The organism is Kribbella amoyensis, assembly GCF_007828865.1.
GTDB classification, from domain to species: Bacteria; Actinomycetota; Actinomycetes; order Propionibacteriales; family Kribbellaceae; genus Kribbella; species Kribbella amoyensis.
Genome location: NZ_VIVK01000001.1, coordinates 1781165 through 1804866, shown reverse-complemented (window position 1 = coordinate 1804866; position 23702 = coordinate 1781165). Strand labels below are relative to the sequence as shown.

Below are 23702 nucleotides of genomic sequence, written 5' to 3'. Positions count from 1 at the left end.
CACCAAAGTGCCATCACGTTCGCCGGCCGGGCCCGTCCCCACCGTGAATGGCCAGAAGCTCACCGCCCGAGCCCACCGAGAGAGAACGACATGACCGTGACCGACTACGCCGGAGTCCTCGGCCTCGTAGCCGCCGCCCTCGTCGCCTTCTGGATGCTCACCGGCACCCACGGCCCGCGAGCGAGCGCCCGCCACTCCGCCCCGCCCACCGACGAACCGCACCAGCCGATGGCTTCGGCCGGTGCCGCTCGTCATCGAGCCACGTCAGGAGGCCTGCTGCAGCGGATCCTGCGCTGACGTCCGGTCGGTCGAGTCGGGGCGGGCCTTCAGCTTGCTCGCCTGGTAGTAGATGAAACCGCCGTACGCGTACATCCCGAGGCCGAGCGCCGCCATCCCGGCGATGATCGGCCACTGCCAGACCGACGGCGCGTACAGGGCCAGGAACCAGACCTTGGCCGGGTTCTCCGTCAGTTTGAAGACCGCGGGCACGATCGCCTGCGGGAACAACGGGATGGCGCCGAAGCCGAGGCAGAAGTTCGCCAGGTGCCGCTTCGCGCGCGGTAGCTGGTCCAGCTTGGCCGTCCAGGAGGACTTACCCGTCTGCTCGCCCGTCGTACGGCCGTGCCGAAGCAGGGTGACCAACTCGGGACCGCGCTGGTCCAGCCGCTCCGCCGCGGCCTTCCCGCCCCACCACCACGCGAGTACCGCGGACGCCAGGCCGACCGGGACACCCCACCAGGACGCGAACAGCGCCACGACGAGTGCGGGGGCCGCGGTGAGCGCGATCAGGACGATCATCACGTACGCCAGGCCGGTCGCCTCGCCCGCGTTCTCGCCGGCGTTCAACGGGTTGCCGGACCGCTTGTGCGCGTCCGTGGTCGGCACCGCGGCGTAGACCGACGAGAGGACGATCAGTCCCGCGGCACCGCCGAGGAGGGCGGGGACCACGGTGAGCACGATCGGCCAGGTGTCGGTCCCGGACCACCAGGTCAGCAGCACGCTGATCAGGGCGACCGGCGGTCCGAAGACGAGCAGGAACGCTCGCTGCCGAGCCCGGACGTCCGGCAAGGAGGATCCGGGCACCATCAGCGTCGACCAGTACGCCGTGCCGTCCGCGCCGTACAGGTTGGCGAACATCGAGCCGCCCATGATCACGGCGGCCGCACCGGCCCACGGCAACATCGCGTTCCAGCCGACGGCGAGCGGCATCATGCAGAAGAACAGGCCGTACGCGATGGCGAAGACGGCACGGTGTCCGTAGAGGAGATCGCGCGTCCACGACCGCACCTCCTTGGCCCCGGCGGCACCCGACGCACTCGATGCGGTGAGCAACCGGCGAGGACGTACGCCGGAGCGCGTGGCCGTGGTCCGCCGGACGAGCAACGCGGACCAGCCGGTGAACATGGCCCCGGCGAGTACCACCAGGCCAGCGAGGCACGCCAAGCTGTGCAGCCAGTCACCGCGACCGGCGGACTCCACGGCCACCAAACCCCAACCGGACGGGGCGATCCGGGCTCCACTGGCCATCGCGCCCTGCACGTCGGTGGTGATGTACGCCGCGATCAACGCCCAGCCCTGCGCGGTGAACGCCAGGATGAATGCGTTGACGAGCGCGGCCAAGATCGCGCCGGTCCGCACCTGCAGGAGTAGGCCGTACACCGCGACGGCGAGGCGGGAGAGGAGTACGAAGCACAGCAACTGCAGCAGGATCGCCGGGATCGCGATCAGCAGGGCGCCGATCGACAGCTTCGCACCCGCGACCGCCAGGCTGAGCAGCGCGACCAGGCTCACCGCGGGCGCGACACCGGCGAGTGCGGCGGACAGCAGACCGGCCGACAACGTGCGCGGCGGCAGCGGGAGCATGGTGAAGTACTCGGGTTTGACGGTCTCGTCCCCGCCACCGGCGAAGAGCGGACCCACCACCCAGCCGAGCATCCAGACCGCGAGCGCGACGACGAGCAGGTCGTTGTCGCCGCCGGCGGAGACCCAGATCGTGCCCCCGGCCAGCACCAGGCCGACGACGGCGCCGCTCGCGATCCAGCTGACCCTGTTCTGATCGCGCAGGTCGTGCTGGAGCGTTGCCAGCCGCATCCGGACCAGGGTGTCGGCGGTCGAGGTCAGGCCGACAGCCACGTCAACCCCTCCGCACCGCGCGTCGACGCGCCGACCAGGGACACGAACGCGTCCTCCAGCGATCCGCCCGCCTGCACCTCGGAAACGGTGCCAGCGGCAACGACCTTGCCGCCGGAGACGACCGCGACCCGGTCACACAGCTGCTCGACCAGGGCCATCACGTGACTCGACATCACCACCGAGCCACCGCCCGCGATGAACCGGTTGAGGATGGTCCGGATAGTAGCGGCCGACACCGGGTCCACCGCCTCGAACGGTTCGTCCAGGACGAGCAACCGCGGTGCGTGCAGCAGCGCGACCGCGAGGCCGAGCTTCTTCCGCATGCCGGTCGAGTACCCGATGACCTGCTTGTCGTCCTCGCCGTCCAGCTCCAGCACCTCGAGCAACTCGGCCGCCCGGGCCGCGACCTCGTCCCGGTCCAGCCCGCGCAACAACCCGAGGTACGTCAGCACCTCCCGGCCGGTCAGCCGCTCCGGCATCGCCAGCCCGTCGGGGAGTACCCCGACCAGCGCCTTCGCCTCCTCCGGCGAGGCCCACACGTCGACCCCGAAGACCCGGGCCGTCCCCGCGTCCGGCCGCAACAGCCCGACCGCCATCGACAACGACGTGGTCTTCCCGGCCCCGTTCGGCCCGAGCATCCCGAAGAACGACCCACGCGGTACCACCAGGCTCAACGAGTCGACGGCCCGCTGCGCCCCGAAAACCTTCGTCAGCCCATCCAGCTCGAACGCCGCACTCTCCACAGCCGGCTTCCTTCCACTCCACGACCAGGCAGCCGAACTGTCTCACCCACCACCCCCCACCAGCGTCAACCTCCAGACGGACACCCCAGATCACCACCCAGCGGGAGGTGCGGTCAGGCCATCCAGAGCGGCTGGACCTCCCAGTCCCGGGGGAAGCCCATACCGGCGACCGGCGAGAGGTTGCCGGTCACCGGAAAGGTACGGACGTGAGCAAGCAGCGCGCGAGGCCAAGTGCTGTCCGGGACGACTGCTTCGGACAGGTAGGCGGCGACAGCCAGGCTCGAGTAGACCTTGTCCGTCGGCACCGCACCGGCAAGATGCTCCAGCCCCGGACCGACCTGGTGGCGGTTGAACCGACGGATCTTGTAGGTCATCGAGCGGTTCCACAACCGCGCGTGATGCGCGGACACGTTGCGTAGGTAGTTGACCGCCTCCAGCCAACTGCCGACCAGGCCGCCGCCCTTGACCCTGAACTCTCCGGCGATCGCGGTCCGGTCCTCCGGCCGCATCAGGTTGAAGAGCCTGACCAGGGCTCCGAAGGTGAGGACCTCGACGGCGATCCAGACCGGCAGCTCGCGGTACTTGTGCAGGTTGTGCCGGATGAAGTCCTCCCGGCCCGCGTCGCGAAGAGACCGGTCGTAGTTCCGCAGCCAGATCTGATGCCGCGTCTCACGCCGCCCGCCGCGACCGACCAGTTCCCGGCAGGCGGACCCGTCGAGCGAACCGATCCGCAGATGGCCGAAGGCGTCCCGGTCGCCGAGAACAGAGGCGATCTTGGTCCGCAACCCGATCTCGATCGTCTCGATCGCATCGAGGACCAGGAGCCGCAGGTCCCGGTCGAACCGCCAGAGGCTCGCCACCTGGTCGAAGGTGGTGCCGGCCGCGATCGTGTCCGCCCGGTAGTGCGCCGGACTGGCGACAGCCGCTGCTCGGCCGGGAGCAGCTCGCGGAACGGGTAGACGTAGGCCGACAGGCGGTAGTAGCCCACGCCCTTCAGCAGTTCGAGTGCGGCGGCCTCGTCGTCGATCTCTAGTCCGCGGCTGCGCAGGAGCTCCAACTGTTGGTCGTACGAGAGATGCGGTTTGGTGTAGGGGACTGCCACCGGTCGGACGCTCCAAAAGAAAACCGGCCCTTGCAGCCTTGACGGCTAGCAGCGGGACCGGTGTTGATGACCACAGCGTAACAGAGCGTGGCGATGAGCCCCACCGCCGAGGTCCGGGAAAACAAAAATCCCGGTCCAAAGACCGGGACTGTTGTGCGCGAGGGGGGAGTTGAACCCCCACGCCCTTTCGGGCACACGGACCTGAACCGTGCGCGTCTGCCTATTCCGCCACCCGCGCGCTGGTTGCTTCTGAAGTGCCATCTGCAACCGAGTGAGAACACTAGCATGCCTTTCGGTGGACTCTTGCATTGCGGGTTGGGTCGAACCTCCCGATACGATCGATCGTCGTACCTGTGTGCGCACCGACCTTGGTGGGTGCGGCGTGCGGCGAGCCTCTGGAGGGCGCCGTACCGCAAGCACGATCGTTGGACCCAGCCGACGACCGACCGTGGAGGAGGACGCGTGCGACCGCTGCAGCGCTTCGAGCGACGCCTCGAGGGCATCGTGAGCGGTGTCTTCGCGCGCGCGTTCAAGGGAGACGTGGAACCGATCGAGCTCGCCGCCGCACTCAAGCGTGAGATCGACAACACCGCGCGGATCCTGTCCCGGGACCGCCGGCTGGTGCCGAACCACTTCAAGGTGGAGCTCGGCCCGGACGACTTCGAGCGGCTGAACGCGTACGGCCGCACCCTGAACCACGAACTGGCGAACGAGCTGCGTGATCATGCCGACATCCAGCGGTACACGTTCTCCGGTCCGGTCGAGATCGAGCTCACCCAACGCGACGACCTGCCGACCGGCAAGTTCCACGTGGTCAGCTCGACCCAGGGATCGCCGAACCGGCGCCCCCAGCCGCCGCAGCAGCAACCGCCCGCGCCGGCTCCGTACCCGAACGACGGGCAGACCGTGATGCAGAGTGCCCCGCCGCCGCCTCCCGGACCGCCGCCGGTCCGCCGGGGGCACCCGCAGGTCGCGCTCGAGGTGAACGGCCGGCGCCGTCCGATCAACCCGCCGGGTGTGGTGCTCGGCCGGGGGACGGACGCCGACATCCAGATCAACGACCCTGGGGTGTCCCGGCGGCACGCCGAGATCCGGCTGATGCCGGAGGGTCCTGGCGGTGTGCGGGTGGTGCTGGTCGATCTCGGCAGCACCAATGGCACGCTGGTGAACGGCCGCCGGACGGCCGAGGCCGAACTGACCGACGGATCGACCGTGAGGATCGGGAACACGACCATGACGCTGCGTTTGGTGGACGAGCCGATCGCCCAGCCGCCGAGCAGCGGGTGGTGATCGACCTTCCATGTCGGAACTGACACTGACCCTGATCAAACTGGGGTTCCTGGCCCTGCTCTGGATGTTCGTCCTCGCGGTGCTCTCCGTGATCCGGTCGGACCTCTTCGGCGCCAAGGTGGACAGCCGGGCGATGGCCCCGGCCGTCCAGCAGAACGGCCGCACCCCGAAACCGGCGAAGCCCGCCAAGAAAAAGAAGGGCACGCCGGGGTCGGTCACGATCGCGGACGGCCCGCAGGCGGGGGTCGGCGCGACGCTGACCGCCGAACCGGTGGTGATCGGCCGCGGCTCGGACTGCCAGATCCGGCTCGACGACGACTACTCCTCCACCCGGCACGCCCGGGTGTTCCAGTCCGAGGGCCAATGGTGGGTCGAGGACCTGGGCTCCACCAACGGCACCTATCTGGACGGTCAGCGGGTGACCCGCCCGGTACCGGCCGAGATCGGCGGGTCGATCCGGATCGGCCGGACCACGCTGAACATCGCGAAGTAGGCCCTCCCCATGACCTTGTCGCTCGACTACGCCGCCCTCTCCGACGTCGGACGGGTCCGCCGCAACAACGAGGACTCCGCGTACGCCGGTCCCCACCTGCTGCTGCTCGCCGACGGAATGGGCGGCGCCGCGGCCGGTGAGGTGGCCAGCTCCGCCGCCGTCCAGGTGATCCGCAAGCTGGACAAGCCCGGCATCTCCGGCGAGGACATGATCGAGGCCCTCGCCGGCGCCGTGCACCGCGCCAACGAACGGCTCTCCGAGCTGGTCGAGGAGGACCCCGAGCGCGAAGGCATGGGCTCGACCGTGACCGCGCTGATGTTCGACGGCGAGCAACTCGGCCTGGCCCACCTCGGCGACTCCCGGGCGTACCGGATGCGGGACGGTCAGCTGCAGCAGCTGAGCCACGACCACACGTTCGTCCAGTCGCTGGTGGACGAGGGCCGGATCTCCGCCGAGGAGGCCTTCACCCACCCGCACCGGAACCTGATCCTCCGCGTCCTCGACGGCCGGCCGGACTCGGACCCGGACCTGGGCATGCTCGACGTCCGGGCCGGCGACCGGCTGATGCTGTGCAGCGACGGACTGCCCGACTACGTCAGCGACGAGGTGATCGCGGCGTCGATGGCCGACGGGACGCCGGACTCCGTCGTGGTCGAGCTGATCACCCACGCGCTCGAGGCGGGCTCGAACGACAACGTCACCTGCGTCGTCGCCGACGTGGTGGAGACCGACCCGGGCAGTGGGACCACCCCGCAGCTCGTCGGCGCCGCGGCCGAGCTGGCCCAGGGGTCGACCGGCCGGGGTGAGCCGACGATCGCCGTCCGCGGTGGCGCCGGCGAGGAGGGCGCCGGTGGTTCCGCGGCCGGTGCCGAGGAGCTGGACCCGGAAGAGCTGCGGTACGCCCCGCGCGCGCCGAAGCGGTTCCTCTGGCTGCGCCGGCTCGCCGTTCTCGCCGTGGTGGTCGCGTTGATCGGCGGCGGCGCCTGGTTCGCGTACGGCTGGACCCAGAAGCAGTACTACGTGGGGACCGACGGCGACTACGTGGCCATCTTCAAGGGCGTCGACCAGGAGATCCCCGGGCTCACCCTGTCGAACGTGTACGAGAAGCAGGCGCTGCAGGTGGACAAGCTCCCGACGTACAGCCGGGAGCAGGTGGAGGGCAACATCCAGGCCGACGACCTCGGCGCGGCGAAGCAGATCGTCAGCGAACTGCAGCGGACCGCGGAGGAGTGCGCCGCCAAGCAGAACCCGAAGCCGTCACCGCGTCCGTCCACGCCGCCGGCCTCCGGCAAGCCGCCGGTCTCGGTCCCGCCGAAGCCTCCGGCGACCACGCCCGCGGCGACGCCGGGCGCGAGCACCACGCCGGGCGACGGGACGACCGGCCCTGACGACTGCGACGGGGTCCGATGAGTATCGCGTCCACCTCGATGATCCAGATCATCCCGCGCAGCCGGCGCGGGGTGGAGCTGATGCTGCTCATCATCGCGATCGCGGTGTCGGTCGGCGCGTACGTCAACATCGGCCTCACCGTGCAGGACAAGGTCCCGGCCAGCACCGGGTACTACGCCGCCGGGATCGGCCTGCTCGCGCTGATCGCCCACCTCGCCCTGCGCTACCGGGCGCCGTACGCCGATCCGGTGCTGCTCCCGTGCGCGGTGCTGCTGAACGGCCTCGGGGTCGCGATGATCCACCGCGTCGACCTCGGTCTGCAGGCGGCCGCGGAAGCCGCCGGCCGGGAGCCGCGTGGTCCCGCTGCGCCGCAGCAGATCACCTGGACCGCGGTCGGCATCATCCTGTTCCTGGTCGTGATCCTGGTGATCCGGGACCACCGTCGGTTGCAGGCGCTGACGTACACCGCGGGCCTGGCCGGTCTGGTCCTGCTGATCCTGCCGCTGGTCCCCGGACTCGGCGTCGACATCAACGGCGCCCGGATCTGGGTCCGGCTGGCCGGGATGTCGTTCCAGCCCGGTGAGTTCGCCAAGCTCTGCCTGGTTGTCTTCTTCGCCGGCTACCTGGTGGTCAAGCGGGACGTGCTGACCCTGGCCGGGCACCGGTTCCTCGGCCTGGACCTGCCCCGGGCCCGCGACCTCGGCCCGATCCTGATCGCCTGGGGCGTCAGCCTCGGCGTGCTGATCTTCGAGAAGGACCTCGGCTCCTCGCTGCTGTTCTTCGGGCTCTTCCTCTTCCTGCTCTACGTCGCGACCGAGCGGGCCGGCTGGCTGCTGATCGGCGGCCTGCTGTTCGCCGGCGGGGCGCTGTTCGCGTACTCCACCTTCGGCCACGTGCAGAAGCGGGTGGCCGACTGGCAGGACCCGTTCCAGGAGGTCGGCGGCCAGGTCTCGAACGCGCTGATGGGCCAGGCCTGGGGCGGCGTGCTCGGCCGCGGGCTCGGCCAGGGCCGGCCGGAGATCCTCGGCTTCTACGGGCAGAGCGACTTCATCATCTCCTCGTTCGCCGAGGAGCTGGGGCTGACCGGGATGATCGCGATCATCCTGGTCTTCACGCTGATCGTGGAGCGCGGCCTGCGCACCGCGCTCGGCTGCCGGGACATCTTCGGCAAGCTGCTCGCGACCGGTCTGGCGATGTCGTTCGCGGTGCAGGTGTTCGTGATCGTCGGCGGGGTGACCGGACTGATCCCGCTGACCGGTCTGGCCACGCCGTTCATGGCGCTCGGCGGGACCTCGCTGGTGGCGAACTGGGCGATCGTCGCCCTGCTGCTGCGGATCAGCGACCAGGCCCGGCGGCCGCAGACCCCCGCGGCGCCGGTATCCGACGACACGATCGCCATGGCGGTGCAGAAGCAGTGAACTCAGCGATCCGACGACTGGCCGTGGCGGCGATCATCCTGATGCTCGCGCTGATGGCGAACTCGACCTACCTGCAGGCGTTCCGGGCGAACGACCTGAACGGCCGCAACGACAACCGCCGGGTCCGGGACGCGCAGTTCTCGGTCGACCGGGGCGCGATCCTGGTCGGCAGTACGCCGGTCGCGCAGAGCAAACCGTCGAACGACCGGTTCGAGTTCCAGCGCTCGTACCCGGACCAGATCGCCACGGCGTACGCGCCGGTGACCGGGTTCTACTCGTACCTGTACGGCCGGGCCGGTGTCGAGCTGACCTACAACTCCGAGCTGAACGGGTCCGACCCGTCGCTCGCGTTCCGCCGCGTCGTGGACGTCCTGACGAACCGTCGTCAGCAGGGCGCGAGCGTCTCGCTCACGCTGAACGCGGCCGCCCAGCTCGCGGCGTACTCCGGGCTGTCCGGCAAGAAGGGCGCGGTCGTCGCGATCGAGCCGAAGACCGGCAAGGTACTCGCGCTGGCGTCCCGGCCGTCGTACAACCCGAACGACCTGGCCAGCCACGACCTGGACAAGGTCGGCGCGACCTGGAAGAAGCTCAACGAGGACAAGACCAAGCCGCTGTCGAACCGGGCGATCAAGGAGCTGTACCCGCCGGGTTCCACCTTCAAGCTGGTCACCGCGGCGGCGGCGCTGTCGAGCGGGAAGTACAACCCGGACAGCAAGGTCCGCTCGCCCGCGTTCCTGGAGCTGCCGCAGACCACGGTCGGCCTGGTGAACGAGGACCGGAAGAACTGCGGCGGCAGCGACAACGCGACGCTCACCGTGGCGCTGCGGTACTCCTGCAACACCGCGTTCGGCACGATCGGCCTCGATCTCGGCGCGGACGCGCTCCGCGAGCAGGCGGAGAAGTTCGGTTTCGGCGAGCGGCAGTTGCCCGAGCTGGGCGCGGCCGCGAGCCGGTTCCCCGCCGACCCGAACGCGCCGCAGACCGCGCAGTCCGCGATCGGTCAGTTCGACGTCCAGGCGACCCCGCTGCAGATGGCGATGGTGTCGGCCGGGATCGCGAACGGCGGCGACGTGATGAAGCCGTACCTGGTCCAGAACGTCAAGACGGCCGATCTGAAGACGGTGTCGGAGACCAAGCCGGAGTCGCTGCACCAGGCGGTGTCGCCGGAGGTCGCGAGCAAGCTGACCCAGATGATGGTCGACGTCGTCGAGAACGGCACCGGCAAGGCAGGCCGGATCAACGGCGTCCAGGTGGCCGGCAAGACCGGGACCGCGCAGACGTCGCCGGAGCGGCCGCCGTTCGCCTGGTTCACCGCCTTCGCGCCGGCCAACGACCCCCAGGTCGCGGTCGCCGTGATGATCGAGGACGCGAACGTTCCGCGCACCGACATCGCCGGTGGCACGCTGGCGGCGCCGATCGCCAAGAAGGTGATGGAGGCGGTGCTGGGGCAATGACGACGATGCGGAATGATGCCGTGACAGTGCGTCGAGCGAGCGGGGGTTCACGGGTGGCCAGGGCTACCGTGGGCAGATTGAGTGTGTTTTGGCCAGTAATTGACCGCGCAGCTTGGAAGGCAGAGCAATGACATCGCAGGCACGTCTCGTCGGCGGGCGCTACGAAGAGGGCGACCCGCTGGGCCGAGGTGGGATGGCCGACGTCCGCAAGGGTGTCGACAACCGGCTCGGGCGCACGGTCGCGATCAAGCGGCTCCGCGTGGATCTGGCCAGCGACGCGACCTTCCAGGCCCGGTTCCGGCGCGAGGCGCAGTCCGCCGCGTCGCTCAACCACCCGACCATCGTCTCGGTCTACGACACCGGCGAGGAGCCGGACCCGAACGGCTCCGGCGTCACCATCCCGTACATCGTGATGGAGTACGTGGCCGGCAAGACCCTGCGGGACCTGATCCGCGAGGGCCGCAAGATCATGCCGGAGCGGGCGCTGGAGATCACCTCCGGCGTGCTCGAGGCGCTCGACTACAGCCACCGGGCCGGCATCGTGCACCGCGACATCAAGCCCGGCAACGTGATGCTGACCCCGCAGGGCCAGGTCAAGGTGATGGACTTCGGCATCGCCCGTGCGGTCGCCGACACGTCGTCGACGATGACCCAGACCGCGGCCGTCATCGGCACCGCGCAGTACCTCTCGCCGGAGCAGGCCCGCGGCGAGACCGTGGACGCGCGGTCCGACCTCTACTCGACCGGCTGCCTGTTGTACGAACTGCTCACCGGCCGGCCGCCGTTCGTCGGTGAGTCGCCGGTGTCGGTCGCCTACCAGCACGTCCGGGAGCAGCCGGCTCCGCCGTCCTCGTTCGACCCCGACATCCCGCCGGAGGTCGACGCCGTCGTCCTGAAGGCGCTGGCGAAGAACCGCGAGGACCGGTACCAGAGCGCTTCCGAGATGCGCCAGGACATCCACCGGGTGCTGTCCGGCCAGCAGGTCACCGCCCCGATGGCCGCCGTCGCCGAGACCCGCGCGATGGCCGGTACGGCGGTCGCCGCCGCGCCGACCCAGGCGTACCGGCAGGGTGCGGGCGACGACCTGCTGCCGCCGGACGACGGGATGGACGAGGCCGAGGCGGCCCGGGCCCGGCGCAACCGCGGCCTGGCGTACTTCCTGCTCGGCCTGGCGATCGTCGCGGTCGCCGTGGCCGCGTACCTGATCATCACGAACATGGGCAAGGACGACACCAACGGCGGCGGGACCACCCCGCAGCAGGTCGCCGTCCCGTCCGTGGTCGGGCAGACCCAGGCGGCGGCGACCGCGCTGCTCAAGGAGAAGGGCCTGACCGCCACGGCGACCACGCAGGCCAGCACCGAGGTCCCCAAGGGCCAGGTCATCTCCCAGGACCCGACCGCCGAGACCATGGTCGACCCGAACACGGCCGTCAAGCTGATCGTCTCCGGCGGACCGAGCACGTTCCCGGTCCCCGACGTGGTCGGGCTGTCCGAGTCGCAGGCGCGGAACAAACTGGAGGACTCGGCCGGCAACTTCAAGGTCGCCGAGAAGACCGAGGTGACCGACAGCGAGCAGGACAAGGGCAAGGTCCTCAAGATCAGCCCCGAGGGCAGCCCGCAGCCGCCCGGCACCGTGTTCACGCTGACCGTCTCCAGCGGTTCGGTGAAGGTCGAGGTCCCGGACGTCACCAAGCAGACCGCTGACGATGCTGCCAACACTCTCAAGGAACTCGGCCTCGAGGTCGGCTACGACGAGGCGCAGGACGCGAACGCGCGGGAAGGCACCGTACTGAAGCAGAGCGTCGCCCCGCAGAGCAAGGTCGCCAAGGGCACGAAGGTGATCCTGACGATTGCCAAGAAGCCCGTGGAGCCGACCCAGCCGACGCCCACGCCGACCCCGACGCCGACCGACACCCCGGACAACCCGGAGTCACCGCCGACCATCGGCTTCCCCGGTGGCGGGGCCGTGACCGGCCGCCAGCCGTGACCCTCTGATCGACGAACGAAGAAGACCGCGGATCCCCGACTCGGGATCCGCGGTCTTCTGCTTGTTCCGGCCCGTCAGCTGACGACGGGCGCCATCCCGGCCGAGCGGGCGACCGCGTCGGGGTCGCCGCAGATCGTCAGCCAGTTGGCGAGCATCCGGTGCCCGCCCTCGGTGAGCACCGACTCGGGGTGGAACTGCACACCCTCCACCGGAAGATCCTTGTGCCGGGCCGCCATGATCACGCCGGCCTCGGTCCGCGCGGTGACCTGGAGCTCGGCCGGCACGCTGTCCTGCGCGATCGCGAGCGAGTGGTACCGGGTCGCGGTGAACGGCGACGGCAGGCCGGCGAGCACGCCGGCGCCCTCGTGGAAGACCTGGCTGGTCTTGCCGTGCAGCAGCTCGTCGGCGCGGCCGACCACCCCGCCGTACGCGACCCCGATCGCCTGCAGGCCGAGGCAGACCCCGAAGATCGGCACCCGGCCGCCCTGCTCACGGACGATGTCCACACACGCGCCGGCCTCCTCGGGCGTCCCGGGACCGGGCGAGAGCAGCACCCCGTCGTACTCCGCGGCCTGCTCGGGCGTCACCTCGTCGTTGCGCAGCACCGTGGTGTCCGCCTGCAGCTGCTGCAGGTACTGGACCAGGTTGTAGACGAAGGAGTCGTAGTTGTCGACGACGAGGATCCGCGGCATGCGGACCATTGTGGCAGGCCGCTGACCGCGTGGTCAGCGGCCGCTGCTGGTCGGACTGGCCGACGGGGTCCGCTCGAACCCGGGCACGGTCGCGCTCTGCAGGTCCAAGGTGCCCTCGTAGGCCGGCATCGCGACGTTGGACTCGTTCTTCACCTCGTACCCGAGCTGGAACTTCACCACGTAGTCCTGCAGGTTCTCGATGTACTTCGAGTCGTTCAGCGCCCGTTGCAGCTTGCGCCGGTCCCCGATCGCGGTGATCTTGTACGGCGGCAGGTACGGCACGCCGTGCAGGACGACCGAGTTCCCGACGCACTTGATCCCGGTGGTGGAGATGACCCGGTGGTTCTGGATCGAGATCGCGTCCGCGCCGCCGGTCCAGAGCGCGTTCACCACGGCCTGGATGTCCTGCTGGTGGATCACCAGCCAGTCGGCGTCGACGTCCGGGTTGTCCTTGACCACCTCGGGCGGGGCGTCCTTCAGCGTCACGGTGAGCCCTGGTCCGGTCACCGGCGTGGTGCCGACCGCGACGGAGAGATCCTTGAGCTGCTTGGCCAGCTTCGGCTCGATCGAGCCTTGTTGCGTCTGCAGCTTCTCGATGTCACCGCTCAGTGCGGCGTGCTGCCGGGTCAGGGTGGCGCTCCGGCGGCTTTGTTCTTCCACGAGGCCGGCCAGCGTAGTGTTACGACTAGGACGGAGATCAGTGCCTCGGGCGTTGGTTGCACTGGTCGCGAAGAGCAGGCCGGCGCACAGCAGCGCCACCGGCGCACCCGCGCGCCAGAGCGAAATACGCCGCAGCCTGCTCACCCGTGAACCCCTCGTTTCCGTCTGCACTACGCTAACCGAGGCCAGACCCCGTCCGTGTGGCTGGTGACAGCCTCGCGAACCGAGGCGGCACCACTCACCATAGTGTCCGCTACAAGGAGCCAAGCCGTGCCCGAGTCCAGCAGTCGTAACAAGAAGAAGTCGACCGCGGAGAAGCCGCAGAAGACTCCGAAGAAGCCGCGCACCACCAGCCGGCCGTGGGTGGCGCCGGTGATGCTGGGCTGCTGGCTGCTCGGCCTGATCTGGCTGGTCGTCTTCTACGTCGCCGGCCAGGACATCCCGTTCATGAACGACCTGGGCAACTGGAACCTGCTGATCGGCATGGGCCTGATCGCGGTCGGCTTCGTCGTCTCCACCCAGTGGATCTGACGCTCTGACAGCGCTTTCACAGCGGACCTGAATCGGCCATCGGGCGCGGCCGGTTCGGGTCCGCTGCTGTGCTTGTGGACAGCCGTGGTCGGCCGGACGAGCGCCGGATCGGCCGAGTTATCCACACCCGTATCCCCAGCTGTGCACAGATTTGGCGCGACTTGTCCCCAGGTTGTCCCCGGGTTTTGAACCGATTCGGGCCGAAATCGCCGAAATCTGTGGATTGTTGAGGTTTGATCACCGACTTGTCCACAGCTGGGGAGGACCGGGATCGACGGCCGGTCGGCGTCGGCGTACGGTCGGAAGGGCCTGGGGGACGCACCCGCACGGGAGACAAGGGAGGGTCTCGCGATGTTCGTTCAGGTCATTCAAGGCCATGTGAGGGACGCCGAGCAGGTACACGCCGCGCTCGACCGCTGGGTGGAGGAGCTGGCGCCGGAAGCGAGCGGCTGGCTGGGGACGACGGCCGGAGTGACCGACGACGGGGAGTTCATCGCCCTGGCCCGGTTCGAGTCGGCCGAGGCCGCGGCACGCAACAGCGACCGTCCGGACCAGGACGCGTGGTGGCGCGAGGCCGCCGCGTTGTTCACCGAGAACGTCACGTTCCACAACACCGACGACGTGATGACGGATCTACCCGGTGATCCCGACCGGGCCGGGTTCGTCCAGGTGATGCAGGGCCGCGGCTCCGATCCGGACCGCGCCCGCGAGCTGATGAGCGAGGACTCCGACGAGTGGGCCGAGTTCCGCCCGGAGATCATCGGCAGCGTCGCCGCGCAGTACGACCAGGGCGAGTACACGATGGCGATGTACTTCACCTCCGAGGCGGAGGCGCGCGCGGGCGAGAAGAAGGAGGTCCCGCCCGAGCTGCAGCGGCAGATGGACGAGATGGACAAGCTGGCGATCGGCCAGCCGGCCTTCTTCGACCTCAAGCACCCGTGGCTGTACTCGCCGAGCTGAACGCGGCCCGGAGCGGACCGAAGTCCGCCGGGAAGGCGTGACCGAGGCCGGTGAGCTTCTCGATCGTCAACCCGGACGACGTCAGCTGCCCGGCCGCCTCGTCCACCACCTCGACCAGGTCGTCGTCCGTCCCGATCAGCACGACCGCCGGGGCCAGTACCCCGTGCGCCTCCGCGGGCAGCGACCGCAGCGCAGGCGCCAGCACGACCACGCCGGCCACCGGGACCGGCGTACCGGTGAGCGCCCAGTCGAGGGCGACCCGGCCGCCCGCCGAGAAGCCGGCCGCGATCGTCGGCAGATCGCGGAGTTCCAGCGGCAGTTCGGCCAGCACCCGGGCGATGTCCTCGCGCGCCTTCTCGGGGTCCGGCCAGGTCCGGTACATCGGCGACATCAGCTGCGACGACTCGACGCAGACCAGCGCGTACCCGAGCTCGAGGACGCCGGCCCAGTCGCGAGCCGCGTGCATCGAGCGTTGCCCCGCACCGTGCAGGGCCACGACCAGCCCGGTCGGTTTCGCGGCCGGGAGGGAGACGTGCGGCGGAGTCGGGTCGGCCGTCCGGCGGGTCTCCGACACCTCGACGATCCGCTGGAACTCCGGCCGGTCCTGGAGGTCGGCCAGGTCGTCGTCACCGACCAGGATCTGCTCGGCCCACCAGGCTCCCGCGTCGCTAGCGTGCCTCAGGGCGTCGAGGGCCGCGTCCGCCTGGCCGCTCGCGCCGAGCAGGCAGGCGCGGAGGTGGGCGAGTTCGGCGAACCACGGCGCGAGGTCCTCGTCGGCGGCGTCCAGTACCGCCAGCGCGTCGGTCGGCCGGCCCTCCTCGTAGAGGACCTCGACGCGGTCGACGAGCTGGTCGTAGCGAGCTTCGGCGGTCTCCATCCCCTGATCCTGACAGGCGGTCAGGTCTCTACGTAGGGATATACGTAGACAACTACGTAGCCTTCTGCGTATAGTTCTACGTAGGAGGAGAGAGATGCCGAACAAGACGATCTATGTGTCCGACGACGACCTGGCCCTCTACAAGCGCGCCCAGGAGATCGCCGGGAACCTGTCTTCGGCCATCTCGACCGCGCTCCGGCGCTACGTCGAGGTGGAGGAAGGCCGGCTGGAGGGCTACGACGAGATCACCCTGCGGGTGGGTCGCGGCGCCGGCCGCAAACAGCGGTTCGTCGGCGTCCTGATCGCCGAGGGCGGCCGGTCCAGCAAGTCCGGCTACGAGGCGTTCAAGGTCTACCGCAGCCGGACCGGCAAGTTCGTCCTGCACGCCGACCGGCGCCAGCAGTACCAGACCGGCGGCAGCGCCAATCCCGAAGGCGCCACCGGCTGGCGGGCCTGGCTCGGCGACTGGAGCTCGGACCAGTCCTGGAGCATGGCGCAGGGCGAGGCGACGCTGGACGTGATCGACACCGTCGAGCAACTGCGCGACCTGATCCCGGCGGACCTGTACGTCCTGGTCGAGGAGGCCGCCCACCAACCGGCGGTCGAGGACCTGGACATCTGACCCATCCCCTGACCACGCACTGAACAGCACCACCCGAACCGGCGGCCGACGGCCGCCCGGGTAGCCGAGTACGCCCTCTCTCGTCTCCCCACACCTCATCGCCGGGCGCGAGCCTGCCCGGAATCACTTCCCATCACCCCCGGCCGGCGCGAGCCTGCCCGAAACCAAGCGAGGAACCATGTCAGCAGCGATCGAGGTCCGCGGACTGCGCAAGTCCTACGGCGACAAACTCGTGCTCGACGGCATCGACCTGACCGTTGCCAAGGGCACCATTTTCTCCCTGCTCGGCCCGAACGGCGCCGGCAAGACCACCGCGGTCCAGATCCTGTCCACGCTGAGCACCGCCGACGCCGGCGAGATCCGGGTCGACGGGACGGACCTGCACCAGGACCCGGAGGCGGTCCGGGCCGCGATCGGCGTCACCGGCCAGTTCTCCGCGGTCGACGGCCTGATGACCGGCCGGGAGAACCTGATCCTGATGGCCGACCTGTACCACCTCGGCCGGAGCGAGGCGCGCCGCCGGGCCGACGAACTGCTGGAGCGGTTCGACCTGGTCGAGGCCGGCGGGAAGATGGCGATGACGTACTCCGGTGGGATGAAGCGCCGGCTCGACCTGGCGATGACGCTGGTCGGCCGGCCCCGGATCATCTTCCTGGACGAGCCGACGACCGGGCTCGACCCGCGCAGCCGGCACGACATGTGGACGATGATCCGCGACCTGGTCGCCGGTGGCGTCACGGTCTTCCTCACCACCCAGTACCTGGAGGAGGCCGACGAGCTGGCCGACCGGATCGCCGTCCTCGACCACGGCCGGCTGGTGGCACACGGCACGGCCGCGGAGCTGAAGCGGCTCGTCCCCGGCGGCCACGTCCGGCTGCGGTTCACCTCGCCGGCCGAGTTCGCGCTGGCCGGTCAGGCGCTGCCCACCGCGGTGGCGAACTCCGAGTCCCTGGTCCTGCAGGTCCCGAACGACGGCAGCGTGCACTCGCTGCGCGACCTGCTGGCCCGGATCGACGACGCCTCGCTCGAGGTCGACGAACTCACGGTCCACACCCCCGACCTGGACGACGTGTTCTTCGCCGTCACCGGTCAGTCCACCCAGCACGAAGCGGCTCTCAGCACAGACGGGACGACGAAATGAGCTACGCACTCCAGGACACCGCGACCATGCTGCGGCGCAACCTGCGCCACGCCCAGCGGTACCCGGGCATCAGCCTCGGCACGCTCGCGACCCCGGTGGTCATGCTGCTGCTGTTCGGGGTCGTGTTCGGCAAGACGTTCAAGGCCGGTCTCGGCGGCGACGGGTTCGACTACATCGACTTCCTGGTCCCCGGGCTGCTGCTGGTCACGGTCGCGTCCGGGACGATGTCGCCCGCGATCGGGGTCTGTATGGACATGACCGAGGGCATCGTCGCCCGGTTCCGGACGATGGCGATCTTCCGGCCGGCCGTGCTGGCCGGGCACGTGCTGGGCAGCGTGGTCCAGACCGTCGCCGGCCTCGCCCTGATGATCGGCTTCGGGCTGCTGATCGGCTTCCGCTCGAACGGATCAGTACTGGACTGGATCCTGGCGATCGGCTTGCTGATCGCGTGGACCTTCGCGCTGACCTGGTTCGCGGTGGCGCTCGGGCTGATCAGCAAGACGCCCGAGGGCGCGAGCAACATCATCCTGCCGATCAACCTGGTGTTCCCGTTCCTGAGCTCGACGTTCGTGCCGCTGGACTCGCTGCCGGCCGGCCTGCGCTGGTTCGCGGAGTACCAGCCGTTCACGCCGGTGATCGAGACGCTCCGGCACCTGCTGCTCGGGACGCCCAGCGCCGCCGGCAACGGCTGGCTCGCGATGGCCTGGTGTGTCGCCGTCGGCATCGTCGGCTATGCGTGGGCCCAGAAGAGCTACAACAAGGGGACCGCGGCCTGATCTTCGCAGCGCGGAACCGCCGGCGACCACCTGGTCGCCGGCGGTTCGGTGTCAGGAGGGCGCGCCGAGCTGGTTCGCGCGGGTCCGGATGTGGCCCGGGACGAGCAGGTCGCAGTCCGGGTTCGTGACGGGCTCCTCGGCGACCACGCGGAGCGGGATGACGCCGGTCCAGTACGGGAGGTCGAGGTCCTCCTCGTCGTCGTTGGCCGCACCCGCCCGGGTCTTCACGGACGCCTCGGTGAGGGACAACGCGAGCACCGAGGTCTTGGCGAGCTCCTTGCGGTTCGGTGGCCGGGTCGCGGAGGAACGGCCGGGGACCAGGTGGTCGACGATCCGGTTGAGGCCGTGCAGCTTCTCGTCCGGATCGGTGACGAGCCGGGGAACGCCGAAGATCACGGCCGACCGGTAGTTGACCGAGTGGTGGAACGCCGACCGGGCCAGGACCAGGCCGTCGGCGTGGGTCACGGTGACGCAGATCGTCTGCTCCGGCGCGGCCACCACACTCCGGGCAGCCACCGAGCCGTGCAGGTACAGGGTGCCGTCCGGCCCCAGGTCCAGGTCGACGCCGTACGCCGTGGGCAGGACGACCGGGGCGTCGTCGACGACCACGCCGAGGTGGCAGAACATGCCGTCGCGCAGGACGTCGTGCAGCGTCTCGCGGTCGGTCGCAGCGCGTTCCTTGGAGCGGCGCAGGGAGGTCCGGGCGGTCGGCTGCAGCGGCGTCGTGATGGTCATGTGGTCGAGCCTGGCAGCGCAGTGGCATGCTGGCACGGTCCATTGCCGAGCGAATCAGGTAGTCCACTTGGACATCTCGTTGCCGTTGACGGTCGACCGGTCCGCGAGCACGTCGTTGCACCTGCAGGTCGCCGAGCAGTTCCGCGCGGCCGTCCGGGACGGGCGGCTCCAGGCGGGTCACCGACTGCCGTCGACCCGGGATCTCGCGAAGCAGCTCGCCGTCTCCCGGTCCGTCGCGCAGGCGGCGTACGACCAGCTGCACGCGGAGGGGTGGATCGCGGGACGGACCGGCTCGGGCACGTACGTCGCGGACGTCGTACCGCTGCAGCCGGCGACCCGGCAGCGTCCTCGGCCGATCGAGTCAGAGGGACCGCGGTTGCTCAGCCTGCGCCCGGGCATCCCGTACATCGAGCCGCGCGTGGACGCCGGTTGGCGGCGCGCCTGGCGCGAGGTGTCCGCGCAACCGCCGCCCCGTGGGTACGACGAGGCCGCGGGGTCGCCGGCGTTGCGGGCGGCCCTGGCCGAGCACGTCGGCCGGGTTCGCGGGATCGCCTGCGGACCGGAGAACCTGCTGATCACCAACGGCACCACGCACGGACTCCGGCTGCTGCTCACCGTGACCCAGCAACGCGGTCAGCGGATCGCGATCGAGGATCCCGGGTATCTCAACGCGGTCGTCGCGGCCCGGGACCACGGGCTCGAGATCGTGGACGTCCCCGTCGACGCGGACGGGCTCCGGGTCTCGGCCCTGCCGGACGACGTGGCCGCCGTGTACGTCACGCCGTCCCACCAGTACCCGCTCGGCGGCCGGCTACCTGTTGCCCGACTCAACGAACTCGTGCGCTGGGCAAGGCGGACCGGGGCAACGCTGATCGAGGACGACTACGACAGCGAGTTCCGGTACGACGTGGCGCCGTTGCCCGCGCTCGCCCAGCTCGACCTGGACCGGGTCGTCCACCTCGGCACGCTGTCGAAGATGCTCAGCCCGGCGCTCCGGCTCGGTTGGCTCGTGGCCTCCGCCGAGACGGTCGACCGCCTCGCCGTGGCTCGCGCGGCCACCGGCGACTGGCCCGGCTGGCCGATGCAGGCGGCGCTGCTCGCGATGCTCCGTGACGGGTACTTGGACCAGGTGGTTCGCCGGCATCGTCGTCTCTACGCGGAGCGCCGCAATCACACCTGCACCACGCTCGCGGCGTACGGCAGCATCATCGGCCAGGACGCGGGGCTGCACATCACGTTGCTGCTGCCCGACGGGATCGACGACCAGGCCGTGGCCGACCGGGCTCACCGAGCCGGGCTGGTCGTCGCCCCGTTGTCGGAGTACCGCCGGACGATCCCCGGTCGCCCTGGTCTCGTGATCGGCTACGCAACGCCGACCGACGAGGACTTCACCAGGGCCCTGGGGATCCTCACCGAGGTGCTACGGGCGTGACGGGTTCTCCCGGAGCGGCGGTTGGACGACGGGCTTGTCGCCGTCCCAGGTGAGTTCGGAGAGCCACATCGTCCGCCCGGGCGGATCGCTGCCGACGCTCGCCGGGTCCCACGCGTGGTAGACGAACCAGTACCGGTTGTCCTTCACCAGCACCATGTTGTGCCCCGGGCCGGCGGCGTCCTCGCTCGTGGTGAGGATCGGGTCGCCGGACTTGTTGCACGGACCGGTGGGGGACTCGCAGAGCGCGTGACCGACGGCGTAGTCGGCCTTGTCGAACGCGTTCGCGGAGTAGAACAGGTGGAACTTGCCCTCGCGCTCGACCAGGTACGGCGCCTCGACCAGGTTGCCCTCCCAGGGCAGGTCCTGCTTGATCAGCCGGGTGGTCTCGCCGACCAGGGTGAGACCGTCGTCGGAGAGCTGGGAGACGTAGATCCAGGTGTCGACACCGATCGCGTTGCCGTCGTTCTTCCAGTACAGCCAGCGCTTCCCGGTCGAGTCCTGGAACGGGCTCGCGTCGATCGAACCACCCTCGTCCGGCTGGCAGACGAGGGGCTTCGTGGATTTGTCGACATAGGGACCTTCGGGCTTCTCGGCCACCGCGACGCCGACGCACTGACGGCCGGACGCGTCGTCCGCGGTCGTGTAGTACATGACGTACCGGCCGGCGCCGTGCACCGCGACCTCGGGCGCCCACACCTTGCCCGGCGTGGACCAGTCCGGCAGCGACGGCAGCGCGTCACCCACCTGGTCCCAGGACACCAGGTCCGTGGACTTCAGCGTCTGGATCTTGCCCAGCGAACCGTTGGTGGCGAAGGCGTAGTAGCCGCCGTCCACCGCGATCACGTGGGGATCGGCGAAGTTGTTGTCGTAGACCGGGTTGGTGAAACCCATCCTCATCCCTTCCGGAGTGCCGTCGGCCGCGGCACCGCCGGGGCTGTCACCACCGCAGCCGGCCAGACCGGTCAGGCCCAGCAGCAACAGCAGCGACAACCCCGATCGGCGCAGCATCACTTGCTCTCGTAGAACCGCAGGTAGTCGAACGTGGCGACCGGTGCCGGGTTCGCACCGGTGAACTCACCGTGAGCGTAGAGCCCCAGCTTCGGGGTCTCGCCGGCCGGCAGCACCCATGACGCGCCCCAGGTCCACGACTTCCCGTCGACGCTGGTACCGGCCCGGAACACGTTCTCGCCGGCCGCGTTGCGGTGGTACGCGAGCCGCATCCACAGGTCCGTGGCCGACCGCCCGATCGCGGCGCCGCCGTAGCTGGTCGCGCCGTCGGACTCCCGGGCGACGAGCTCCCGGCCGAACTCGGTCTGCCGGGTCCGCCAGATCGCCACGTTGCCGAGCCGGGCGAAGTCGTTGTCGTTGCGGTACGCGATCATCCCGGCCTGCTGGTAGTTGCGGATGTCGCCCTCACCCAGGTCCAGGTGGACCTTGGTCTCCGCGATCCACCGGTCCCCGGCCGGGGCCTGGTGGAAAAGCAGCCCGGCGTTGTTGCCCGCGCCGACCATGTCCGCGTTCTGCAGCGGCCACGACAACTTGCCGTCAGCAACTACCGCCTTGGCGTCCGGCCGCAGCCAGGACCACGCGGGCCCGAGGCCACCGTCGAACTCGTCGGCCGCGAGCAGCTTGCCGGTCTTCGGTCCCGGTGCCAGCTCGCGGACCGGCTTGGCGACCGCGCGCACGGTGAGGTTGTCGAGTTCCGCGGTACCGATCCAGCGGACCGGGGCCGCCTTGAGCTTCAGCCCCGGGACCGCGAGCCGAGCCTCCGCGTACAGGTCACCGAGGCCGCCCGAGTCGTTCACCCGGGCCGTGACCACGCCGTCGGCGACCTGGACGCTCAGCCTGTTCCACTGCGACCGGTCGAAATCGGCGGGCAGGACAGCGGACGCCGTCTTGCCACCGGCCACCACGGTGACCTTGTTCCCCGTCACCGACACGACCACGGACCCACCGACCACGGTGGTGAAGCTGTTCCCGAGCCGCACGTCGGCGTCGACGCGGACCGAACCGGAAGGCGCGTCCTTGCGGGTCGACGCGGCACCACGGATCGATGCGGTGGCACCGCCCAGCGAGTCACCAGCTTGCCGAGTCGCGCCGAGCAGGCCGCCGTCCGGGTCGGTCGAGTCGATGCCCGCACCCGAACCCGTCACCGGCGCCGGCTGCGCGGTGTCCGACGGACCGAGACCCGCGCGGGTCCGCGGCCAGCCGTCGATCCAGTCGATCCGGTCGATCAGCATCGGCCGCCGGTTGATCCCGAACGGGTTGGTCAGCCACGGTGTCTTGCGGTCGATGGCGTGGTAGACGATGTGGTCCTGGCCGGCCGCGTCGGTCATGAACGCGTGGTGGCCCGGACCGATCCACTTGTTGCCGTTCTGCGTGATCACGGTGGTGCCGCCGACCCGGGACTCGTCCATCCGGACGCCGTTCGCGTCGACGAACGGACCCTTCGGCGACTTGGACCGGCCCGCGAACACGGAGTACCCGGTGGTCGGGCCGGCGCAGCAGTTGCTGGACGAGCCCATCAGGTAGTACCAACCGTCGCGGTAGACCACGTACGAGCCCTCGTACCGGTCGCCGACGGTGACCTGGGTCGGCGCACCGACCGCCTGCAGGCCGTCAGGGGTGACCTCGGTGACGTGCAGGCCACCGTAGAAGCCGCCGTAATACAGGTAGCGCTTGCCGTCGGCGGCGGTGAGCAGGGCCGGGTCGATGGTGCCGAAGTAGCCGCCGTTGCCGTCCGGCTTCGGGGTCACGACCGGGCCGTCGGTCGCCGTCCACGGTCCGGCCGGCGTCGGCGCCGTGGCCACGCCGATCGCGGGATCGCCACCAGGGTTGGCGGCCGTGTCGGTGACGGTGAAGTACATGACGTACCGGCCGCCGAAGTACCGGATGTCCGGCGCCCAGAAGAACGATCCGGGCGCGGCCCACTTCGGTTTCGTGCTGTCGGAGAACACGGTCCCGAGGTACTCCCAGGACCCGAAGTCCTTGGTCCGGGCCATGTGCATCAGCCCGAACGGTCCGCCGGAGACCAGCGGGTCGGAGGTGGCGTAGGCGTACCAGTAGCCGTCGCGGCCCTGGATCACGGCCGGATCGGCGAACGTGTCGGCGAAGCTCGACGAGATCGCGTTCGTCGTCTTCACCTGCGGATCTGGAGCTGCGGTCGAGGTGGTGGCGGCCGTGGTACCGGCGGCCATCGCGGCCACGGCACAGGCCACGGCGAGGAATCTTCCAGGAGGCACGGGCGGGGTCTCCTTCCAGAGGGTG

The 23702-nt window shown here is 70.0% G+C and carries 22 protein-coding genes and 1 tRNA gene; 13 read left to right on the top strand and 10 right to left on the bottom strand.

Going from position 1 to position 23702, the window contains the following annotated elements; translation table 11 throughout:
• The first annotated feature begins 90 nt into the window (after positions 1-90).
• Positions 91-297 (top strand): hypothetical protein, encoded by a 207-nt coding sequence (locus tag FB561_RS08670; RefSeq protein ID WP_145804816.1) that lies wholly within the window; start codon positions 91-93, stop codon positions 295-297.
• On the opposite strand, the gene FB561_RS08665 is transcribed toward FB561_RS08670, so the two are convergent.
• The 4 genes from FB561_RS08665 to FB561_RS08650 all read right to left on the bottom strand — a co-directional run bounded on the left by FB561_RS08665 (position 265) and on the right by FB561_RS08650 (position 4216).
• A complete protein-coding gene (locus tag FB561_RS08665) occupies positions 265-2133 on the bottom strand; it encodes a hypothetical protein (protein WP_145804814.1) in 1869 nt (622 codons plus the stop codon). The genes FB561_RS08670 and FB561_RS08665 overlap by 33 nt on opposite strands.
• The gene (locus tag FB561_RS08660; RefSeq protein WP_145804812.1) at positions 2118-2876 is read right to left on the bottom strand and encodes an ABC transporter ATP-binding protein; all 759 of its coding nucleotides are present in this window, start codon (positions 2874-2876) and stop codon (positions 2118-2120) included. Before FB561_RS08660 ends, FB561_RS08665 begins: the two co-directional genes overlap by 16 nt.
• Positions 2877-2989: 113 nt before the next feature.
• Entirely contained in the window at positions 2990-4159 is a 1170-nt protein-coding gene (locus FB561_RS38950; protein WP_145804810.1) for an Abi family protein, read from the bottom strand.
• Positions 4133-4216, bottom strand: a tRNA-Leu gene (locus tag FB561_RS08650). The genes FB561_RS38950 and FB561_RS08650 overlap by 27 nt, the downstream gene beginning before the upstream one ends.
• A 224-nt stretch (positions 4217-4440) precedes the next feature.
• Between FB561_RS08650 and FB561_RS08645 the strand changes: the two genes are divergently transcribed.
• From FB561_RS08645 to pknB, 6 genes are all read left to right on the top strand, one after another.
• Positions 4441-5268, top strand: a complete 828-nt coding sequence (locus FB561_RS08645) for an FhaA domain-containing protein (RefSeq protein WP_170284603.1) — start codon at positions 4441-4443, stop codon at positions 5266-5268.
• Positions 5269-5278: 10 nt separating this feature from the next.
• Positions 5279-5761 carry an FHA domain-containing protein FhaB/FipA gene (locus tag FB561_RS08640; RefSeq protein ID WP_145804806.1) on the top strand — a complete coding sequence of 161 codons (483 nt, stop codon included), beginning with the start codon at positions 5279-5281 and terminating at the stop codon, positions 5759-5761.
• A gap of 9 nt (positions 5762-5770) precedes the next feature.
• Positions 5771-7171: a PP2C family protein-serine/threonine phosphatase gene (locus tag FB561_RS08635; protein ID WP_145804804.1), complete on the top strand. Its 1401-nt coding sequence runs from the start codon at positions 5771-5773 to the stop codon at positions 7169-7171.
• Positions 7168-8568, top strand: a complete 1401-nt coding sequence (locus FB561_RS08630) for an FtsW/RodA/SpoVE family cell cycle protein (RefSeq protein WP_145804802.1) — start codon at positions 7168-7170, stop codon at positions 8566-8568. The genes FB561_RS08635 and FB561_RS08630 overlap by 4 nt, the downstream gene beginning before the upstream one ends.
• On the top strand, positions 8565-10022 hold the full coding sequence (locus FB561_RS08625; protein ID WP_145804800.1) for a peptidoglycan D,D-transpeptidase FtsI family protein: 1458 nt from the start codon (positions 8565-8567) through the stop codon (positions 10020-10022). The genes FB561_RS08630 and FB561_RS08625 overlap by 4 nt, the downstream gene beginning before the upstream one ends.
• Positions 10023-10149: 127 nt before the next feature.
• Complete coding sequence (gene pknB, locus FB561_RS08620; protein ID WP_145804798.1) at positions 10150-12009, top strand: Stk1 family PASTA domain-containing Ser/Thr kinase; 1860 nt, start codon at positions 10150-10152, stop codon at positions 12007-12009.
• Between the two features lie 74 nt (positions 12010-12083).
• On the opposite strand, the gene FB561_RS08615 is transcribed toward pknB, so the two are convergent.
• Complete coding sequence (locus tag FB561_RS08615; RefSeq protein WP_145804796.1) at positions 12084-12701, bottom strand: aminodeoxychorismate/anthranilate synthase component II; 618 nt, start codon at positions 12699-12701, stop codon at positions 12084-12086.
• A 33-nt stretch (positions 12702-12734) separates the two neighbouring features.
• Positions 12735-13361, bottom strand: coding sequence for a DUF881 domain-containing protein (locus tag FB561_RS08610; RefSeq protein ID WP_238334721.1), 627 nt, complete (start codon positions 13359-13361; stop codon positions 12735-12737).
• A gap of 270 nt (positions 13362-13631) precedes the next feature.
• On the opposite strand from FB561_RS08610, the gene FB561_RS08605 reads away from it, so the two are divergent.
• Together FB561_RS08605 and FB561_RS08600 are read left to right on the top strand one after the other, a co-directional pair.
• Positions 13632-13892 carry a cell division protein CrgA gene (locus FB561_RS08605; protein WP_145804791.1) on the top strand — a complete coding sequence of 87 codons (261 nt, stop codon included), beginning with the start codon at positions 13632-13634 and terminating at the stop codon, positions 13890-13892.
• Between the two features lie 351 nt (positions 13893-14243).
• Positions 14244-14852, top strand: coding sequence for a hypothetical protein (locus FB561_RS08600; RefSeq protein ID WP_145804789.1), 609 nt, complete (start codon positions 14244-14246; stop codon positions 14850-14852).
• On the opposite strand, the gene FB561_RS37765 is transcribed toward FB561_RS08600, so the two are convergent.
• Positions 14821-15729, bottom strand: a complete 909-nt coding sequence (locus FB561_RS37765; protein ID WP_170284602.1) for an alpha/beta hydrolase — start codon at positions 15727-15729, stop codon at positions 14821-14823. The genes FB561_RS08600 and FB561_RS37765 overlap by 32 nt on opposite strands.
• A gap of 94 nt (positions 15730-15823) precedes the next feature.
• Between FB561_RS37765 and FB561_RS08590 the strand changes: the two genes are divergently transcribed.
• From FB561_RS08590 to FB561_RS08580, 3 genes are all read left to right on the top strand, one after another.
• On the top strand, positions 15824-16351 hold the full coding sequence (locus FB561_RS08590; protein ID WP_145804787.1) for an EXLDI protein: 528 nt from the start codon (positions 15824-15826) through the stop codon (positions 16349-16351).
• 178 nt (positions 16352-16529) lie between these two features.
• The gene (locus tag FB561_RS08585) at positions 16530-17492 is read left to right on the top strand and encodes an ABC transporter ATP-binding protein (RefSeq protein ID WP_145804785.1); all 963 of its coding nucleotides are present in this window, start codon (positions 16530-16532) and stop codon (positions 17490-17492) included.
• Entirely contained in the window at positions 17489-18268 is a 780-nt protein-coding gene (locus FB561_RS08580; RefSeq protein ID WP_145804783.1) for an ABC transporter permease, read from the top strand. Before FB561_RS08585 ends, FB561_RS08580 begins: the two co-directional genes overlap by 4 nt.
• A 51-nt stretch (positions 18269-18319) precedes the next feature.
• Here the strand turns inward: FB561_RS08580 and FB561_RS08575 are convergent, their stop codons facing one another.
• Positions 18320-19003, bottom strand: coding sequence for a pyridoxamine 5'-phosphate oxidase family protein (locus FB561_RS08575; RefSeq protein WP_145804781.1), 684 nt, complete (start codon positions 19001-19003; stop codon positions 18320-18322).
• Between the two features lie 67 nt (positions 19004-19070).
• On the opposite strand from FB561_RS08575, the gene pdxR reads away from it, so the two are divergent.
• Positions 19071-20435, top strand: coding sequence for a MocR-like pyridoxine biosynthesis transcription factor PdxR (gene pdxR, locus FB561_RS08570; protein WP_238334720.1), 1365 nt, complete (start codon positions 19071-19073; stop codon positions 20433-20435).
• Here pdxR and FB561_RS08565 read toward each other — a convergent pair.
• Both FB561_RS08565 and FB561_RS08560 read right to left on the bottom strand, forming a co-directional pair.
• The gene (locus FB561_RS08565) at positions 20424-21443 is read right to left on the bottom strand and encodes a glycoside hydrolase family 43 protein (RefSeq protein ID WP_145804777.1); all 1020 of its coding nucleotides are present in this window, start codon (positions 21441-21443) and stop codon (positions 20424-20426) included. The genes pdxR and FB561_RS08565 overlap by 12 nt on opposite strands.
• A complete protein-coding gene (locus FB561_RS08560; protein WP_238334719.1) occupies positions 21443-23677 on the bottom strand; it encodes a family 43 glycosylhydrolase in 2235 nt (744 codons plus the stop codon). Before FB561_RS08560 ends, FB561_RS08565 begins: the two co-directional genes overlap by 1 nt.
• Between the last annotated feature and the right edge of the window lie 25 nt (positions 23678-23702).

Excerpts from the sequence above, each read along its gene's own strand:
- FB561_RS08670 (WP_145804816.1), top strand. The coding sequence starts at position 91 with ATGACCGTGACCGACTACGCCGGAGTCCTCGGCCTCGTAGCCGCCGCC.
- FB561_RS08640 (WP_145804806.1), top strand. The coding sequence starts at position 5,279 with ATGTCGGAACTGACACTGACCCTGATCAAACTGGGGTTCCTGGCCCTG.
- FB561_RS08635 (WP_145804804.1), top strand. The coding sequence starts at position 5,771 with ATGACCTTGTCGCTCGACTACGCCGCCCTCTCCGACGTCGGACGGGTC.
- FB561_RS08630 (WP_145804802.1), top strand. The coding sequence starts at position 7,168 with ATGAGTATCGCGTCCACCTCGATGATCCAGATCATCCCGCGCAGCCGG.
- pknB (WP_145804798.1), top strand. The coding sequence starts at position 10,150 with ATGACATCGCAGGCACGTCTCGTCGGCGGGCGCTACGAAGAGGGCGAC.
- FB561_RS08615 (WP_145804796.1), bottom strand. The coding sequence starts at position 12,701 with ATGCCGCGGATCCTCGTCGTCGACAACTACGACTCCTTCGTCTACAAC.
- FB561_RS08600 (WP_145804789.1), top strand. The coding sequence starts at position 14,244 with ATGTTCGTTCAGGTCATTCAAGGCCATGTGAGGGACGCCGAGCAGGTA.
- FB561_RS37765 (WP_170284602.1), bottom strand. The coding sequence starts at position 15,729 with ATGGAGACCGCCGAAGCTCGCTACGACCAGCTCGTCGACCGCGTCGAG.
- FB561_RS08590 (WP_145804787.1), top strand. The coding sequence starts at position 15,824 with ATGCCGAACAAGACGATCTATGTGTCCGACGACGACCTGGCCCTCTAC.
- FB561_RS08585 (WP_145804785.1), top strand. The coding sequence starts at position 16,530 with ATGTCAGCAGCGATCGAGGTCCGCGGACTGCGCAAGTCCTACGGCGAC.
- FB561_RS08580 (WP_145804783.1), top strand. The coding sequence starts at position 17,489 with ATGAGCTACGCACTCCAGGACACCGCGACCATGCTGCGGCGCAACCTG.
- FB561_RS08575 (WP_145804781.1), bottom strand. The coding sequence starts at position 19,003 with ATGACCATCACGACGCCGCTGCAGCCGACCGCCCGGACCTCCCTGCGC.
- FB561_RS08565 (WP_145804777.1), bottom strand. The coding sequence starts at position 21,443 with ATGCTGCGCCGATCGGGGTTGTCGCTGCTGTTGCTGCTGGGCCTGACC.